The following is a 17,065-nucleotide window of genomic DNA, read 5'->3' as shown; positions in this document are numbered from 1 at the left end:
CCCTATGTCCCTGAACGTAAAATTGATGCAAGACCTGGACCTGAAGGGCAAGCGGGTGCTGATCCGCGAAGACCTGAATGTGCCGGTCAAGGACGGGGCCGTTGCTTCTGATGCGCGCATTCGCGCAGCCCTGCCTACCATCAAGTTGGCACTGGATGCCGGGGCAAAAGTTATTCTGATGTCACACCTGGGCAGGCCCACAGAAGGTGAGTTCGAACCCCAGTTTTCGATGGCACCTGTGGCGGACCATCTGGCGGGCCTGTTGAATCAAAAAGTGAGCCTCATAGAGAATTGGAAGTCGGGCGTTGAACTCAATGCCGGTGAGGTCGCGCTGTTGGAAAACGTGCGCTTTAATCCCGGTGAGAAGAAAGATGACGAGGGCCTGGCGCGCGCCTATGCAGGCCTGTGTGATGTGTTTGTCATGGACGCTTTTGGCACCGCCCATCGCGCTCAGGCGTCTACTCACGGCGTGGCGAAATATGCCCCGGTGGCTTGCGCCGGTCCGCTGCTCGAGGGAGAGCTCAGTGCACTGGAGCAGGCCCTGTCCGCACCCGCGCGTCCGATGGTTGCGATCGTGGGCGGCTCCAAGGTTTCCACTAAATTAACGGTACTTGAGACACTGTCGGATAAAGTCGATCAGTTGATTGTCGGCGGAGGCATTGCCAATACTTTCCTCGCCGCCTCCGGCAAGCCCGTGGGCAAGTCCCTGTGCGAGCACGACCTTGTCCCCAATGCCCAGGCGCTGATGGCCAAGACCAATATCCCGGTGCCTGCAGATGTGGTCACTGGCAAGGAGTTTTCCGAAACCGCCGCTGCAGAACTCAAGGCAGCTGGCGAGGTCGCAGAAGACGATATGATTTTTGATATCGGCCCCGATGCCGCCGCTGAAATTGCTGAGATCCTCAAAACCGCCGGCACCATTCTCTGGAATGGTCCCGTGGGGGTCTTCGAGTTTGACCAGTTTGGCGCGGGTACCGAAGCCCTGTCTCAGGCGATCGCTGAATCCGATGCGTTCTCTCTTGCAGGCGGCGGCGATACCCTGGCGGCAATTGACAAGTACGGTATCGCCGATAAGGTTTCATATATATCGACCGGTGGCGGCGCCTTCCTGGAATACGTTGAAGGTAAAGTGCTGCCGGCAGTCGCGATGCTCGAATCCCGGGCGAACGACTAAACACACAACAACATTATCACCGCAGAGGTAACCCCACATGGCTTTGATCAGCTTGCGCCAATTGCTGGACCACGCCGCCGAGAACGACTACGGCGTCCCAGCATTCAACGTGAACAACCTGGAACAGACCCGCGCCATTATGGAAGCGGCGGACGCTACGAATTCACCGGTGATCATGCAGGCATCTGCCGGCGCCCGTAAATACGCTGGCGCACCTTTTCTGCGGGCGCTGATGGAAGCAGCCATGAATGAGTTCCCCCACATTCCTGTGGTGGTGCATCAGGACCATGGCACGTCGCCTGCGGTATGTCAGCGCTCCATTCAACTTGGCTTTTCGTCGGTGATGATGGATGGCTCTCTGGGTACCGACGGCAAGACGCCAATGGATTACGACTACAACGTCGAGGTGACTCGTCAGGTTGTCGAGATGGCGCATGCATGCGGCGTTTCTGTGGAGGGCGAATTGGGTTGCCTGGGCTCGTTGGAAACTGGTGAAGCCGGTGAAGAAGACGGCATTGGTGCCGCCGGCAAGCTGACCCATGAACAGATGCTGACAGATCCCGAAGAGGCCGCAGAGTTCGTCAAAGCGACTCAGGTAGATGCGCTGGCTATTGCCTGCGGCACCAGTCACGGGGCCTACAAGTTCACTCGCCCACCCACTGGCGATATCCTGGCGATTGATCGTATCAAGGAGATTAATCGGCGAATCCCCAACACTCACCTGGTCATGCATGGCTCCTCTTCCGTGCCCCAGGATTGGCTGGCGGTGATCAACGAGTTTGGCGGAGAAATCCCCGAGACGTACGGTGTGCCCGTTGAACAGATCCAGGAAGGTATTCGTCACGGCGTGCGTAAGATCAATATCGATACAGACCTGCGTTTGGCTTCAACCGGTGCGGTGCGTCGCTTCCTGGCTGAGAACCCCGCCGAGTTTGATCCGCGCAAATTCCTCGCCAAGACCACCGATGCCATGCGCGATATCTGTATTGCGCGTTACGAGGCCTTCAACACGGCGGGCGCCGCGGACAAGATCAAGGTGAGCTCGCTGGAAGCTGTTCACATGATGTACGACGCCGGCGAGCTCACGCCCAAGGTCAACTGATTGAATTGAGGGCGCAACGTGCAGCAATCAGCATTGAATCGCTTGCGCGACGCCCTGCTACCCTATCCTCAGGGTGCTGCAGATAGCGCCCTTCTTTCCGCTTACCTCTCTTTCTACAATCTGACATTCCCCGCCAGTAATGAATACCACTCGGGTTTTGTAAACTCGGGTGAATACCAGCTGATGACCCAGCTCTGGCTGCAGCCCAATGCCGTGGCCAACCTGCTGCTGGTGCATGGCTACTACGACCACACCGGCATCTACGACAAGGTGATCGACTACGCGACATCGCGCCGCTGTAATGTCCTGATTTTCGATTTACCCGGCCATGGACTTTCCACGGGCGAGCGGGCGGTCATTGGTGATTTCAGCGACTATGGCGATGCGATAGCCGCGGTGCTTAACGCGGTTGAATTACCGGACCTGCCGCTCTTTGCGATGGGACAGAGTACGGGCTGCGCGGCCCTTACCGAGTTTGCCCGTCGCTATGAGTGGCCTTTTCAGCAAGCTGCCATGCTTGCGCCGTTGGTGCGGCCGGCGGGATGGCGCGGCGTACAGCTGGCGCGTACTCTGCTGAGCCCCTTTGTGGAAACGCTGAACCGGAAGTTCAACAGCAACTCATCTGATCTGGATTTTCTCGCCTTCGTGCGCCGCGATCCATTGCAGTACCGTCGGGTATCGCTGGACTGGCTGGGAGCCTTGCAGCGTTGGCTGGCAGACCTGCCGCTGGAGGACCTGGGTGTAGGCCCGGTGTTTGTTATTCAGGGCCGGCGCGATGGCACGGTAGATTGGCGCTACAACATGGGCGCTATTCAAAAACTATATCCCGGCAGCCGAATTGCCTATCTCGACGAAGCTGGCCATCAGCTGGCGAATGAGTCGGTGGCGATACGCGCCGAGTACGAGGCCCAGCTCGACGCCTATTTTCAGTTAGAGCCCCTGCAGTAACTGCTGATAGTTCTGGTTGCGCGGATACAGCCGCACCAGCTTCTGCGCATAGGCCTTGGCGCGCGCCTTCTGGCCGGTTTCCGCGTTGTAGTTTGCCAGTGCCAGTAACACCTGTTCGTCAGATGGTACATCCGAGAGCAACTTCTCCAGTTCGCGTATTGCCTGTTGCGGATCGCCCAGGTCGTGCAGGGCGATGGCGTAGACGAAGCGATGGCGGGTGCCCGCGGTTTCCAGCTGGGCTGCTTGTGATAGATAGTCCAATGCTTTTGCACTGTCCCCGCTGCGAGTTTCCAGCAGGCCGAGAGCGTGCAGGGCCGCGCCGCTTTCTGGATAGATCACAATAGCCTGCTGCAGCAGTTCCCGAGCCTCATCGTCGCGCTGTTGACCGCGCAGCAGATCCGCCAGGTTCAGGTATCCCGGAATCAATTGCCGGTTGAGTGTCAGGGCCTCGCGATAGGCCTTCTCGGCTGAAGGTGTGTCGCCGCGATTGGCGTAGAACATCCCCAGCTGCAGTTGCACGCTGGGCATATCAGCGTGTTGGTTCATGACGGTGACGTATTCACGGAACACGCGCTCCAGTGCTTTGGATTGCTCCTCCGGGATCTGATCCAGTGGCACGCTCGCAAGCTGGCGGGCCACTTCCATGCGCACCGAGGTCACCGGGTCGTTCAGTAGCGGGACCAGCACCTGGTAGCGTTGCTGCAGTGGGATAAAGTCGAGGGAGCGCACGGTACTGGTGCGAATAATGGCGTCGTCATCGTAGAGCAGGGCGGCCATGGTCTGGGTCGCTTCCCTGCCACCGTTCTGTCCTAACGCCTCCATCGCAGTCGCCCGCCAGATCGGTGCGGCGCCAGGGTCATTGGCCAATTGGGCGAGGGCAGGCAGGGCGCGGGCATCTCCCTGGTTCGCCAGGGCGAAGTACCGAGCGGGGTGGCTGCCAGTGTCGCGGTATTGAACGCCTTTTTCACGCAGTGCTTCAAGAGCCCACTCGGCACTCTTGTCAGTGTGGCACTGATTACAGGCGTTGGGTGTTCCCATGACGACAGAGAGGTCGGGGCGAGGGACGCGCATGCTGTGATCGCGACGTGGGTCTACACCCATGTAGGTGCTCTCGGGCATGTGGCAGTTTGCGCAGGAAGCGCCACTGCTGCCGGTTTCGTGGAAATGGTGGTCTGGGGTGTCGTAAGTGGCGGGCTTGTGACACTGCGCGCAAACGCCGTTACCCGGCGCTCTGATTTCACCGCTGTGGGGTTCGTGGCAGTTACTGCAGACAACGCCCGCCTGGTGCATCTTGCTCTGGAGGAAGGAGCCGTACACATAGACTTCGTCGAGGATCTGGCCATCGTAGTGATACAGAGGCGACTGCAGCACAGACAGACGGTGGGTATCGAGCAGGTCAGCACCGTAGTGGTAGTCACCGAGCGTGCCGCGCCTTGCGTGGCAGCGGCCGCAGCTATCGACCTGGGTGCGGGAATCCAGTGGCTCAGTGCGCTGGGCAATGGCGCCTTCCTCGGGAAATTCCCATTGCCCGCGCTGGGCGAGGTCTACCGGAAAGCCACCGGCATGGACGTCTTCCAGATGCTTGCTGCCAGGGCCGTGGCAGGCTTCACAGGAAACATCAATTTCTTCATACGTCGTGTTGAAGCTGCGAGTGCTGGCATCGTAGTTCTTTTTCAAATCGGTGCTGTGGCACTCGGCACAACGGGTATTCCAATTCTGGTAGGGACCAGTCCAGTGCAGGGGGTCATTCGCATCGATCGGCTCGTCCGGGTAGAGGTGGTACCAGCGCTGGCCGCCTTCTGCTGCCGGGCGGGCGTCCCAGGCGATACTCAGGGCCTGTAACCTGCCGCGATCCAGGGGTAGGAGATACTGCTGTAGAGGTGTCACGCCAAATACGTAGGCCACCTCAAAGTCTTGTAGCTCGCCGTTTTCGCCGTCAGTGCGCACCATGAAGCGATCGCCATCGCGGAAGAAGCGGCTGGTGATACCGTTGTACTCGAAAGTCGCGTTGTCGAAATTTCCGAGCACGGTCTCTTCGTTCGCGACCTGCATAGCCAGATCGTGGTGGGATCCCTGCCACAACGCGTGTTCTTCTGCGTGGCAGCCACTGCAGCTATCGCTGCCGGTGTATTCGCTGGCGTTCGCGAGAGTCGCGCCGAGCAGCAGTGCGGTGATGTAGATGAGACGGATGATCAAAATCTTTAAGCCCATGGCGATTTGGGCGCTCCACCTTAACCGATTGCAGGCGTCAGCCCAAGGTGCGGCGTCAGGCGATTGCCGTGAGCTTCTGGGTGATATCTGGGCCGGGGCGGGGTGGGGGAATGCGCGCAGGAAGCTGCTCGCCCCACAGGCGCTGGTTGAGACTCGCCGGTGATGCCTGGGCGCCAGCGGCCAGCCAGCTAGCGAGCGCTTCGGCGACATCGGGGAACTGGATGTCTGCGGTGACATGCGGCCGCTCCAGCCACTCGCCAAGGCTGGCTACATCGAACACTGAGGTGGTCGTCGCGTAGCCAAGCTGGTGCAGCGCCAGAGCGTTGGAGTGTTGCTCCATCTGACCGTCCAGTGGTTTCGTGAGCACCGGTTTGCGCCACTGCAGGCATTCACTGATGAGCTCGAAACCGCTGTTGCAGATGACGCCGCTGCAGCTGGCAAGGTGCGACTTGAAACCTGTCACATCGGCCTTGCGGCAGCTGACATTGCCGTGTTCTGAATTGCCTAGTGCCGACGAGTACTGCACAAATTTCTGAAGTGGGAACTGGCGCAAAACCTCGGTGACCAGGCCCTGATCTTCAAAAGGCAGATACACCACCATGTGCTCGCCGTTCTCTAGCGGCAGCTCAGGCAGGTCGAGAATAGGGGGAAGGACATTGTCGGCATAGGGGTGCCAGTGCAGCCCGATCGGCACGTCTACCGGGGCAAAACTGGACATTATCTTTTCCTGCAGCCAGCTGGTTCCCGCGCGTGGGGTGTCTGTGCCAAAGGCGTACTGGTGGCCAATGCCGATGAGTCTGCGGCCCTGTTTAGCTGCAGCACGCGCGATCACAGGTTCGTAATCGCTGATGATCAGATCGTAGCGATCCAGTTCCAGGTCGCGAGACTCTGCCAGAAAGCGGGATACGTTATTGTCCAGTGCGGTGCGTGTGTAGTGAAGCTTGCCCGCGCAGGTGGTGAAAGTAAGACCATGGCGGTACTCGAAGTCTCCGAACAACTCCATGTCGAAGAGCGCCTCACGGGGGCGGCCGGAAAAGAGCCAGGTGACCTCTACCGGCCATTCCCTGAGTGCTAGTGCCATAGCGCGAGCGCGGCTGATATGCCCTTGGCCAGTGCCTTGAACGCCGTAGAGAATTTTCATGTCAGGACAAGCCCAGTATTGATGCGGCGATTATGGCGATACCGCTTCCCATGAGCGCACCGGCGAGTGTGTCGCCTGGAAAGTGCACTCCCAGCAGGATGCGTGAGAGCGCGACAGTGAATGCCCACAGGTACACCGGGGTGGCAACAGGGCCGTAAACCAGGAACAGGCAGGTGGCCAGCAAGAAGGCGCCGGAACTGTGTCCTGAAGGAAAGCTGAATTGATCACTGGCGTGAATCAGGCTGCGGAATCCCGGCACTGCCTCCTGGGGCCGAGGACGACGCAGGCCGTTTTTGACGCACCAGTAAACGCTGCGCTCAATGAGCAGGGCCAGTGCCAGCAGGGGTAGTAGGCTGGAGAAGCCCGCCGGGGCGAGAGACCATAGCAGCAGCGGCACGAGTACGTGTAAATAACCATCTCCCGAGTGGGAAATGGCCCGCGCCAGGGGAATGACCATGCGGCGCTCGGTCTGGCGAAACACGCGTGCCAGTAGCCGCATCTCCAGTTCTTGTAGCTTACCTAGTATTTCCATGCCATCAGGATCGCTCCGGGGTGTGGCAGTGGGGTTACAGATTCATGTATTTTCCGTGACAAATCAGCGCCCTAAGGTGGTATAGACACCTGGCCGAGTGCTCTCCTATGATGCCTTTTTCGGGCCGGGATTGGCCCGCTACATATGGACTGGTGAACGATGAAGATAGGTATTCTCAAGACAGACGCGGTCAACCCGAAGTTCGTGCGCGAATACGGTGAGTATCCCGATATGTTCACCTCGCTCCTCGGCGAGGTTGATCCGGACCTGGAGTTTGTCACCTATGACGTGGAGGAAGGGCAGTTTCCCGCCGATGTTGACGAGGTCGACGCTTACCTGATGACGGGCAGTAAATCGTCGGTCTATGAGGACAAAGCCTGGATAGCCAGATCCATGGACCTGATTCGTGAAATCAATGCACGCAAGAAGAAGCTTGTGGGTATCTGCTTTGGCCATCAACTGGTGGCGCAGGCCCTCGGAGGGAAGACCGAAAAATCGAGTAAGGGTTGGGGGCAGGGCCTGCACACCCATAGCTTTTCGACGGCACCAGGCTGGCACGACGGTGAAAACCCCGACTTTCACATTCTGGTGAGCCACCAGGACCAGGTCGTGGAGAACGCTGAGGGCGCCGAGGTACTGGCGAGCAGCGATTTTTGTGAGAACGCCGTGGTACAAATCGGAGATCACATCCTCACTTTCCAGGGTCACCCGGAGTTTACCCCGGGCTACTCGACAGAAATCATGAACCTCCGCCGCGAGATGATTGGTGAGAAGATCTATGAAGAGGGGATGGCTTCGCTGGCGACTGCAGAACAGGGCGATCGGGTGGCGCGCTGGATAGTGAACTTTCTGCGCAGCTAAAGGCGCCTCGCTTTACTCGCCTTTGGCCTTGCTCTGCATGGCATCCAGATATTCGTCCAATTCCTGTTCGTTGGCGAACACTGCCATGTCTGGCAGAGCCTTGAGGATTTCAAACACCTTGTCGATGTGGGGCTTGCGATTGGCTGCGGCGAGGCTACGACCGTCTGAGCGAGTTTGTTTGGCGGCCTTGAATATAACGCGCAAGCCTGCGGAACTGATGTAGTCGAGTTCCTTCATGTCCAGCACGGTCAGCTGGTAGCCGGCCTCAACCACTTCCTGTAGCCGCAACTCAAATGCCGGAGCGGTATCGGTGTTCAGGGCGCCGTCCAGTTTTACCCTTGCTACTGAGCTTTCTTCGTCAATAGAAACGGTGGTGGTCAGGTCCATACGGGTAAGTCCTTTTCAATGGAGAGCACGTTGTGCTCGCCGTCGCGTTGATAGTGTTGCCGATCGGTCAGTCTGGTGACCAAGTGTACACCAAGGCCACCGATCTCGGCAGATTCGATCTCTGCGCCCAACTCGGCGCGCCGGGCATCGAGCAGCGGGTTGAATGCGATGCCGTTGTCTTTCGCCAGTAGCGTTAGTGTGCGCGCCTGCAGGCGCAGCTCCAGCAGAACTTTTTCCTCTGCAGGAAGTCCTGCGTGCTTCTGTACATTGGTCACGATTTCTTCAGTCACCAGATGGAGTTCCATGGCGCTGTCGGAGGGAATTCCCCAGGCTTCGAGAACAGGCTCCATCCAGGCCTGGACCCGGCCGGTGAGGCCTGAACCCAAGTGGAAGTGGCAATGCGCCGGGGGCGTATCTGCCTGAGGGTATTGCAGCAGCAACAAGGTGATGTCGTCGGACTGAGGTTGTTTTCCCGCATGGTGCGCAACCGAGTCGAACAGTGTGGCACCGGCTGTAGCGATATCCTGGTCGGCACATTTCAGAAGTTCGAGATTGAATTTGCCGACACCGAACATTTCTCCCTCTTCGTTGAAAGCTTCATCGATACCGTCAGTGTAGATAGCGAGCCGATCGCCGGGGAGCAGCTGGAGCAGGTTGTCTGGATAGTTCTGGTCCCGGGCCAGGCCCAGTGCGGGGCCTGTGTCCTGGCCAATCACGGTCACGCCCCCTTGGCGCAGCAGGCTGGGTGCGGTGTGGCCCGCGCTGGCAAAGCGCAAGCGGCCACTTGGGATATCCAGCACGCCCAGGAAGAGCGTCACGAACATGCAGCTTTGATTATCGCGTTCGAGCGCGTTGTTGAGCTCGGCCATGGCCTGATGTGGCGGTGTGGCTGTGCCCGACAGCTGTTGGATCAGGCTGATGGCCCGCGCCATAAACAACGCCGCTGGCACGCCCTTGTCGCTGACATCGCCTACCGCGATAAATAGATGGTTGTTGCCGCGATAGTAGGTATAGAGGTCACCCCCGACGGTTTTCGCAGGCTGGACCCGGGCCCACAGATCGACCCCATCCTCCTGGAGCAAGGCCTCGCCTGCGCCTGGCAGCATCGACATCTGAATCTCGCGGGCAGCGGCGAGCTCGCCCTCCAGGCGGCTGCGCGACGCGGTTACCGACTCGAGGTCGGCGATATAGGTCTTCAGGTCCTGGCTCATGCTACCGAAACTGCGCACGAGGGTGGCTATTTCATCATTGCCTTGAGCTGGCGGCAGTGGTGAGTCCATATCGCCTCTGGCGATGTTGGCGCTAGCTGTGCTGAGTGAGGCCAGTGGACGGGTGATTCGGTAAGTGACCAGGTAAACCGCGAGCGCCATAGCGAGTAGCGTAACGGCGCTAATAATCGCGGTTTTCAGCTGGTAATCGTGGAGTGGTTCCAGCACTTCATCCTGTGAGTAGACAATACCGATCGGCCATCCGTTGGAGCGCAGGGCGCCGATTCTCAGGATGCAGCGGCCATCGATTTCTGGGCATTCGATTTCCCGACTGACATTGTCGCCAGCCCTTACCCGTTCGAGCATTTCGTGCCAGGCATCCAGGTTGCCTTGAGGTACGGCTACCTCGGAGTAGTGACGCAGAAGGTCTGCATCCCTGCGGCTGCTTAACAGCAAGCCTTCGTTACTCAGCATCAGGCCGTGACTGTGTTTTCCGAGGTGGAGTAACTGCAGTACCCGATGTAGTTCCTTGACGAGTACATCGGCGGTGACCACGGCGTACAGAAAGCGCTCACCCTGGTCATCGAATCGATACACCGGCACGGAATAGGTGGTCATCAATGCCTCACCGCCGCCGGTATCGTAATACGGTTCCGACCAGATAGATGTCCCCGCCTCGATGGGGTCCACGAACCAGGGCTGGTCTTGATAGTTCGCCTCGGCGTTCGCCAGGTCAGCAAACGCGACGCCGGCGTCGCTGTGGTAGAAATAGGGCGAGTAGCCGGAGTCCGTTTGCGCGAATGCGGGGTTAAGTGCGATGGCGCCGCCGTAAATTTCCTCGTTGTTTTGTACGAGGTCCCGCAGCATCTGTTTCAGCCCTTCCTCACTGTATTCACGCTGGGTCAGGATCTGGCCCAGAAATCCGGTCGCGGCCTCAACGCCGCTGAGCCAGTTTTCGATATCGCCCAGTACAGCTTTGATGCGTTCGTTGGACTCCTGGTCAAGGCGTTCGAGAATTTCTGCCCGGGAAAGGCGATAGTCCACCATCATGCCACCGCCGACGATCAGCGCTGCACACAGAGTGAGCAGAACGATCAGGCGTGTGGCGATGCTGTTGCGCACGATTTACCAGCTACCGGTATTTTCCATGGACGCCCAGGGTTCTGCTGGCGGCAGCGCATCCCCCTGCTGCAGCAATTCGATCGAGATACCGTCGGGGGAGCGGACAAACGCCATACCGCCGTCCCGGGGTGGGCGGTTGATGGTGACACCAGCATCCATCAGCTTCTGGCAGCTGGCGTAAATGTCTTCGACTTCATAGGCCAGATGGCCGAAGTTGCGCCCGCCTTCGTACGATTCGGGGTCCCAGTTCCAGGTGATCTCTATACAGGGCGCGATGCGACCCAGGCCGCTTTCGGGGTCGACCTCGTCGCCGGGAGCGGCGAGAAATACCAGGGTGAAGCGGCCGGCTTCGCTGTCGTAGCGTTTGACTTCCACCAGGCCCAGTTTGTTGCAGTAGAAATCCATGGTTTCGTCCAGGTCGCGGGCACGAACCATGGTGTGAAGGTACTTCATGTGAGTCTCCGGGCGCTTCGTTCTAGGAGCCTCATGGTAGAAGCGCCGCGCTGGCGGCGCAAGGGATCAGCGAGTAGTAGCGACCTGCTTGCCTGACATGCGTCCAGAGTAGGTTGCATCGCCCACGGACATGCCGCTGGAATATCCGTCGGCCCTGCGCACCACGCCACAGGCGGTTCGTCCGGCTGCATAGAGCCCCGTGATGACATTGCGCTGCGGATCCACCACTTCTCCAGTGGGCAGGGTGTCGAGGCCGCCAAGGGTGAAATAGGGCACGAATGCGCCTCGGCCAGGAGTGAGATCCAGTGCTACGAGTGGGAGTGTGAGCTTTTCGAGCCATTCTGGGGCCTTGTGGAACAGGGAGTCTGTGCCCGCTTCGACATCCTCGTTGTAGATGTTGATCGTATGTGCCAGCGTGTCTTTGCGCAGGCCGAGTTCTTCCTCGAGTTCAGCGATTGTTTCGCCAGTTCCTGCGATGCTAGCGCCCATAAAATTGAACTTCTCGTAGTCGCCGTACTGTTCCACGGTGAGGATGAAGTAGAAGCGGTCGCCGGGCTGGTCCAGCACGGCCTGCCCCAGGCGCGAGTGGTACACGTCTTCGTTAATGAAGCGCTGTCCTTTGTCGTTGACCAGGATGCCCCCGGTAATGCTCGCTGGCGGATAGTAGGGAATGCTGATGAATCCCTCGTGCATATTGATGGCTGCGCCACCCACGGACATTCCCATCATGATGCCGGTGCCGGTATCGCCGGGATTACCGATGGGGGTGTTGCCGCGCAGCAGTTTCGGCGCGTACTTTTGCACCATTTCCTCATTCATGTTGAAACCGCCGGCGCACAGAATGACACCCTTGTGGGCGCGCACATTGAGTTCCTGTTTACCCTGACGGATGACCAGGCCGACCACCTCGCTATCGTCGTTAACAATCAGCGCCAGCGCCCGTGTCTCGTATTCGACCTCGATAAGGTCGCGTTTTTCCACGTTCTCGGTCACGATCTTCATAAACAATGGCCCGCCATTGTCACCCTCGATCTCGAGATTGTGGCCGCGTGGGCAGGGCTTGGCCTGTTCGCGAAAAGGGTAGGCTTTCTCTGAGCCGGTGTAGAGAAGACAGTCGTCGGTCAGGCACATGATGGCGCGCTCTGCATGGAAGCTGTCTTTAAACGGCACACCCAGTCCGGCGAGCCAATCAAAGTGGGCGGAGCTGTTCTCGCAATAATTGCGAATCTTGGCTTCATCGGCCTGGGGGCCGGCCGACATCATCATGTAGGTGACCATATCCTCGGTCGAATCTTCGAAACCGCAGGCCTTTTGCACGCGGGTCCCGCCATTGCCACCCATGTAGATTTCGGCACTGGACATGGCGGTCGAGCCACCACTTGCACTGGCGACTTCGAAAATAGTGACGGACGCGCCGGCGTCAGCCGCCTCGATCGCAGCGCAGCCACCTGCGCCGCCAAAACCGACGACCGCCACGTCAGTTTCCCGATCCCAGGAGGTGATATCCCGGGCGTGGCGTGGCTGGGTGGGGGTCGCTTTTTTGGTGTCGCTCATGGGTTCTTCCGGTGCTGTATTCCTCAGGATGCAAATTAGACTGTCTGCGGCGGCTAAAAACAATGTCCCAGGTGCTCCGGAGGGACAACAATTTGTACACGGCTCTCTTTTTGCCCCGCCGCTGGGTTACAATTTGCCGCTTTTGCCAGAGCAGTATAATTATGTGGTTCAAGAATATTAGAGCCTATCGTCTCACGACCCCTTTCGATCTATCCGCAGAGCAACTCGGTGAACAACTTGCCCAGCGCGCGTTTGAACCCTGTGCCAAGTCGCAGGCTCTCTCCCTGGGCTGGGTGCCGCCGCTGGGGGAGGAAGCCGGTGAATTGGCCCATGCCGCAAGTGGCCGGCTGCTGATCAAGCTCAAGCGGGAAGAAAAACTCCTGCCCTCTACCGTGGTGCGCGAGCAAGTAGAAGAAAAGGTGGCTCACATCGAGCACGAGCAGGCCCGTAAGGTGTATCGCAAGGAGCGTCTCACGCTTAAAGACGAGATCATCCAGGACTGCCTTCCCCGGGCGTTCAGCAGATCCAGTGCGGTTTTTGCCTATATCGATACCCGCAGCAACTGGGTTTTTGTCGACGCGGCCAGTGCCGCGCGGGCAGAGGAGCTACTTAATCTGCTGCGTGAATGCATCGGCAGTTTTCCGGTGGTCTTGCCCCAGGTGAACAATGCTCCGTCCGCCACGATGACGGGCTGGCTGGCTCACCAGAACTTACCCGACGATTTCGTCCTGGGCGAGGAATGCGAGTTGCGAGAACTGGGAGAAGAGGGTGGTGTAGTGCGCTGCCGCGGCGTTGATTTGTTGAGTGAAGAGGTGGAAACTCACCTTAACGCTGGCAAACAGGTAGCGCGTCTGGCCATGCAGTGGGAGGATCGAGTGAAACTGGTGTTGGCTGAAGACCTGTGCCTGAGGCGCCTCAAGTTTTCCGAAGAGCTTATGAAAGAGAATGACGAAATTCCTGAAGCTGACAACGCTGCGCGCCTCGACGCAGATTTTGCCCTGATGGCAGACGCTGTCACGGGCTTGCAGGAGCGTGTTATAGCCATCTTCGGCGGCGAAGCGGAGTAGGCCTTGAGCCAGCGCCCGGATACGGAAGACTACCGCGCGCTGTTCCTTACCGATGCGCCCATGATGGACATGCGGGCGCCGCTGGAATTCGATAAGGGCGCATTCCCCAACACCCTCAGTTTGCCCCTGATGACTGATGTCGAGCGGGCCAAGGTGGGTACCTGTTACAAGCGCGATGGTCAGGATGCTGCGATCGCCCTCGGCCATAGCCTGGTCAGCGGCGAAGCGCGGGCGGAGCGCCTTGCTGCCTGGTGTGAATTTGCCCGGGCCAACCCCGACGGTTATCTCTATTGTTTTCGCGGCGGCCTCCGCTCCCAGACTGTGCGCCAATGGTTGCGCGATGAAGGTATTGATTATCCCCTGATTCGCGGTGGCTATAAGGCCATGCGCCGTTTCCTGATTGATGAACTGGAGCGCTCGGTTGCTGCCGCGAACATCGTCCTGATCAGTGGCAAGACCGGCACCGGCAAAACCCGGGTCGTGTGGGCACTGCAAAACTGCATTGATCTGGAGGGCCTGGCAAATCATCGCGGTTCAACGTTCGGCCAGATGCCGAGTCCGCAGCCCAGCCAGATAGATTTTGAGAACCTGCTCAGTATTGCCTTGCTGAAGTTACTGGATACCGCAGGGCCGCGAGTCTTCCTGGAAGATGAGGGGCGCCTGATTGGTCGTTTGTTTGTACCCGAAGTTTTGCGGGACAGTATGAAGAACGCCCCCATGGTGATAGTCGAGCAGAGCCTTGATGAACGGATAGATATCGTTATCGAGGATTACATCCTGGATCTGGGCAGGCGTTACCGCGCACTCCACGGCGATGAAGGTCACAAGCTCCACGCCGAGAAATTGCAGGACGACCTGGCAAGAATCCGCAAGCGCCTGGGCGGTGAACGCCACCAGCGAATGAGCGCGGTGATGGCAGATGCCTTTGCGGATCAGGCTGAGAGTGGCGATCTGGGTGGCCACCGCGAGTGGATTGGGTTCCTGTTGGCGAAGTATTACGATCCTATGTACGAATACCAGTTGGAGCAGCGCGCCGGTGACGTGCTGTTTACGGGTAGTCGCGATGAGGTTGTGCACTGGTGCGAGGAGAATTCCTGAATGCGCGCCCAGCCCGAACTCGTTAGCGACCTGGTGTTCGTCGGGGGCGGGCACGCCCACGCGCTGGCTCTCCGCATGCTGGCAATGAAACCTGTCGCCGGCCTGCGTATCACCCTGATTTCCCCTTCCAGTCATACGCCTTACTCAGGGATGCTGCCTGGGCTAGTGGCTGGCCATTACACGTTCGAGGACGCTCACATCGACCTCGCCAGGCTGTGCCAGTGGGCCGGTGTACGATTTCTCGAGGCAGAGGTCACTGGCCTCGATCCCCGCAACAAGATACTGCAACTGGCCGGACGCCCGTCGGTGCACTACGACCTGCTCAGTATCGATATAGGCTCGCAGCCAGAGCTCGATTCTGTTCCCGGCGCGCGCGCTTTCTCGGTGCCGGTCAAACCCGTGGCTGGGCTGTGGCGACGCTGGCGTGAACTCGAGGACCAGCTCACCGCACACTCGCAAATGCCCCGAGTGGCGGTCGTGGGTGGCGGCGCTGGGAGTGTTGAGTTGGTGCTGGCTATGGCCCATACGCTAGCTGACAAGCATGTCCAGTTCGATCTCATTTGTGGCGGCGACCAGATACTGCAGGGCTACAATCGCGGGGCGCGAGCTGCGGCCGAGCGCGCTCTGCAAGACCTGAATGTAAATGTGCAGCTCTCCAGCCGTGTCGACCGGGTGGAGGAAGATGCTTTGTTGCTGGCCGATGGCCGTCGCCACCCATACGACAAATTGTTCTGGTGCACCGGCGCAGCAGCGGCGCCCTGGGTTGCGGCCAGTGGCCTTGCTTGTGACGAGCGAGGGTTTCTCAAGATCAACAACGCGCTGCAGTCGGTGGACGACCCTGATGTCTTTGCCGCGGGCGATATCGCTACCCAGGTTGAGCATCCCCGGCCCAAGGCGGGCGTTTATGCTGTGCGGCAGGGCCCGGTGCTCGCCGCGAATTTACATGCGAGCTTGATGGGCTCTGCCCTGCGCGAGCACCGGCCTCAACATCGTTTTTTGTCGCTGGTGTCTCTTGGCGATCGCAAAGCGGCGGCAGACCGCGGGCCTTTCTTCGCTTCCGGCGAATGGGTATGGCGCTGGAAGGACCGTATTGATCGTGAATTCATGGGGCGGTTCGAAGCCTTGCCTGCGATGCCGTCGGGTGATCCGGCGCAGGCATTGCCTGGCGCGCTAGACCCTGAGCGCAAGCCGCACTGTGGTGGCTGCGGCGCCAAGGTAGGCGCGAGAGGGTTGGCGGCGACACTCTCGAAGCTGACGCTTGAGTTCCCCGGGCACAGCGTGCCCACTGGCGACGATGCTGCGGCGATACCAGCGCAGGGCGATCAGCCACTGGTGCAGAGCATTGACTTGCTGCGGCAAATGGTCAGCGACCCCTGGCTGATGGGCCGTATAGCAGCCAATCATGCGCTCAGCGATCTCTATGCCTGCGGTGCTCGCCCAATCTCTGCGCTGGCGGCTATGACCTTGCCTTTCGCTCGCAGCAGCTTGCTGCAACGGGAACTGGAACAAATTCTCGGCGGTGCACTGCACGAATTCAGTCGGGTCGATTGTCTGTTGTCGGGCGGACACAGTATGCAGGGGTCGGAGCTCCAGCTTGGTTTCACGGTGAATGGCCAACCGATGGATCCCAGCCGCGGGCTATTACCCAAGCGTGGCGTACAGCCCGGCGATGAGCTGGTGCTGACGAAGCCATTGGGAACAGGTGTGCTGTTTGCTGCCCAGATGAGTTTACTGGCGGATGGCCGTCAGATTCGCGGCGCCATCGATATGATGTTGCAGGGCAATGGTCGGGCTGCTGAGCTGGCCCTCGCCCATGGTGCGCGGGCCTGCACTGATATCACCGGTTTCGGCCTACTTGGGCACTTGCTTGAGATGCTGGATGAAACGGTGAGTGCCCAATTATGCGCTGAACATGTTCCCTCCTTGCCTGGCGCCCGCGACCATCTCGCCGGCGGCGTGCGCAGCTCAATGCACGCGGCTAATGCTGAGATGATGACGGCTGAGGTGCTCCCGGATCCCGCCGCGAAGAGGGCGGACGGGGTGAGTTTGTTACTCGACCCCCAGACCAGTGGCGGCCTTCTGGTAGCACTGCCGGCAGAGCGCGCCGAGGCCTATTGTCATTCACTGCACGAAGCTGGCTACACACAGGCAATTGCTATTGGCAAGATTGAAGCAAGAGGAGCGGCTTCCATTCGCCTGAGCTAAAC

The 17,065-nt window shown here is 59.2% G+C and carries 14 protein-coding genes; 7 read left to right on the top strand and 7 right to left on the bottom strand.

The annotated features are described in order from the left end of the window. Nucleotides 1–10: 10 nt before the first annotated feature. From EY643_RS19030 to EY643_RS19020, 3 genes are read left to right on the top strand one after another with little or no spacing between them, the layout of a single operon-like run. The gene (locus EY643_RS19030) at nucleotides 11–1,174 is read left to right on the top strand and encodes a phosphoglycerate kinase (protein ID WP_153241135.1); all 1,164 of its coding nucleotides are present in this window, start codon (nucleotides 11–13) and stop codon (nucleotides 1,172–1,174) included. 37 nt (nucleotides 1,175–1,211) lie between these two features. After that, entirely contained in the window at nucleotides 1,212–2,276 is a 1,065-nt protein-coding gene (gene fba, locus EY643_RS19025; protein ID WP_153240737.1) for a class II fructose-bisphosphate aldolase, read from the top strand. Nucleotides 2,277–2,294: 18 nt separating this feature from the next. Continuing rightward, entirely contained in the window at nucleotides 2,295–3,224 is a 930-nt protein-coding gene (locus EY643_RS19020) for an alpha/beta hydrolase (RefSeq protein ID WP_153240736.1), read from the top strand. Here the strand turns inward: EY643_RS19020 and EY643_RS19015 are convergent. The 3 genes from EY643_RS19015 to EY643_RS19005 are packed head-to-tail and all read right to left on the bottom strand — an operon-like array spanning nucleotide 3,207 to nucleotide 7,108. Next, a complete protein-coding gene (locus tag EY643_RS19015; RefSeq protein WP_240732766.1) occupies nucleotides 3,207–5,435 on the bottom strand; it encodes a tetratricopeptide repeat protein in 2,229 nt (742 codons plus the stop codon). The genes EY643_RS19020 and EY643_RS19015 overlap by 18 nt on opposite strands. A gap of 55 nt (nucleotides 5,436–5,490) precedes the next feature. Next, complete coding sequence (locus EY643_RS19010) at nucleotides 5,491–6,576, bottom strand: MJ1255/VC2487 family glycosyltransferase (RefSeq protein WP_153240735.1); 1,086 nt, start codon at nucleotides 6,574–6,576, stop codon at nucleotides 5,491–5,493. Between the two features lies 1 nt (nucleotide 6,577). Then, the gene (locus tag EY643_RS19005) at nucleotides 6,578–7,108 is read right to left on the bottom strand and encodes a phosphatase PAP2 family protein (RefSeq protein ID WP_205743105.1); all 531 of its coding nucleotides are present in this window, start codon (nucleotides 7,106–7,108) and stop codon (nucleotides 6,578–6,580) included. Nucleotides 7,109–7,267: 159 nt separating this feature from the next. Here EY643_RS19005 and EY643_RS19000 point away from each other — a divergent pair, with 159 nt between their 5' ends. Next, nucleotides 7,268–7,969: a glutamine amidotransferase-related protein gene (locus EY643_RS19000; RefSeq protein ID WP_153240734.1), complete on the top strand. Its 702-nt coding sequence runs from the start codon at nucleotides 7,268–7,270 to the stop codon at nucleotides 7,967–7,969. 12 nt (nucleotides 7,970–7,981) lie between these two features. Here EY643_RS19000 and EY643_RS18995 read toward each other — a convergent pair whose 3' ends face one another. The 4 genes from EY643_RS18995 to EY643_RS18980 all read right to left on the bottom strand — a co-directional run bounded on the left by EY643_RS18995 (nucleotide 7,982) and on the right by EY643_RS18980 (nucleotide 12,693). Continuing rightward, entirely contained in the window at nucleotides 7,982–8,356 is a 375-nt protein-coding gene (locus EY643_RS18995) for an STAS domain-containing protein (RefSeq protein WP_153240733.1), read from the bottom strand. Next, nucleotides 8,347–10,686, bottom strand: a complete 2,340-nt coding sequence (locus EY643_RS18990) for a SpoIIE family protein phosphatase (RefSeq protein ID WP_153240732.1) — start codon at nucleotides 10,684–10,686, stop codon at nucleotides 8,347–8,349. Before EY643_RS18990 ends, EY643_RS18995 begins: the two co-directional genes overlap by 10 nt. 3 nt (nucleotides 10,687–10,689) lie before the next feature. Then, nucleotides 10,690–11,139 carry a VOC family protein gene (locus EY643_RS18985; RefSeq protein ID WP_153240731.1) on the bottom strand — a complete coding sequence of 150 codons (450 nt, stop codon included), beginning with the start codon at nucleotides 11,137–11,139 and terminating at the stop codon, nucleotides 10,690–10,692. A 66-nt stretch (nucleotides 11,140–11,205) separates the two neighbouring features. Further along, a complete protein-coding gene (locus tag EY643_RS18980; protein ID WP_153240730.1) occupies nucleotides 11,206–12,693 on the bottom strand; it encodes an FAD-dependent oxidoreductase in 1,488 nt (495 codons plus the stop codon). A 161-nt stretch (nucleotides 12,694–12,854) separates the two neighbouring features. Here EY643_RS18980 and rdgC point away from each other — a divergent pair, with 161 nt between their 5' ends. From rdgC to selD, 3 genes are read left to right on the top strand one after another with little or no spacing between them, the layout of a single operon-like run. Next, nucleotides 12,855–13,760, top strand: coding sequence for a recombination-associated protein RdgC (rdgC, locus tag EY643_RS18975; protein WP_153240729.1), 906 nt, complete (start codon nucleotides 12,855–12,857; stop codon nucleotides 13,758–13,760). Between the two features lie 3 nt (nucleotides 13,761–13,763). Beyond that, nucleotides 13,764–14,858 carry a tRNA 2-selenouridine(34) synthase MnmH gene (gene mnmH / locus EY643_RS18970; protein WP_153240728.1) on the top strand — a complete coding sequence of 365 codons (1,095 nt, stop codon included), beginning with the start codon at nucleotides 13,764–13,766 and terminating at the stop codon, nucleotides 14,856–14,858. After that, complete coding sequence (gene selD, locus EY643_RS18965; RefSeq protein WP_153240727.1) at nucleotides 14,859–17,063, top strand: selenide, water dikinase SelD; 2,205 nt, start codon at nucleotides 14,859–14,861, stop codon at nucleotides 17,061–17,063. Nucleotides 17,064–17,065: the final 2 nt, after the last annotated feature.

The sequence above is a fragment of the Halioglobus maricola genome, from assembly GCF_009388985.1.
Lineage (GTDB): Bacteria > Pseudomonadota > Gammaproteobacteria > Pseudomonadales > Halieaceae > Halioglobus > Halioglobus maricola.
The sequence above is the reverse complement of the archived record's forward strand: the minus strand, read 5'-3'. Positions and strand labels throughout refer to the sequence as shown.

Bases quoted from the DNA above. Each gene is read 5' to 3' on its own strand.
- EY643_RS19000 (WP_153240734.1), top strand. From the start codon at position 7,268: ATGAAGATAGGTATTCTCAAGACAGACGCGGTCAACCCGAAGTTCGTG.
- EY643_RS18995 (WP_153240733.1), bottom strand. From the start codon at position 8,356: ATGGACCTGACCACCACCGTTTCTATTGACGAAGAAAGCTCAGTAGCA.
- EY643_RS18985 (WP_153240731.1), bottom strand. From the start codon at position 11,139: ATGAAGTACCTTCACACCATGGTTCGTGCCCGCGACCTGGACGAAACC.
- EY643_RS18980 (WP_153240730.1), bottom strand. From the start codon at position 12,693: ATGAGCGACACCAAAAAAGCGACCCCCACCCAGCCACGCCACGCCCGG.
- rdgC (WP_153240729.1), top strand. From the start codon at position 12,855: ATGTGGTTCAAGAATATTAGAGCCTATCGTCTCACGACCCCTTTCGAT.
- fba (WP_153240737.1), top strand. From the start codon at position 1,212: ATGGCTTTGATCAGCTTGCGCCAATTGCTGGACCACGCCGCCGAGAAC.
- EY643_RS19005 (WP_205743105.1), bottom strand. From the start codon at position 7,108: ATGGAAATACTAGGTAAGCTACAAGAACTGGAGATGCGGCTACTGGCA.
- selD (WP_153240727.1), top strand. From the start codon at position 14,859: ATGCGCGCCCAGCCCGAACTCGTTAGCGACCTGGTGTTCGTCGGGGGC.
- EY643_RS19015 (WP_240732766.1), bottom strand. From the start codon at position 5,435: ATGGGCTTAAAGATTTTGATCATCCGTCTCATCTACATCACCGCACTG.
- EY643_RS19010 (WP_153240735.1), bottom strand. From the start codon at position 6,576: ATGAAAATTCTCTACGGCGTTCAAGGCACTGGCCAAGGGCATATCAGC.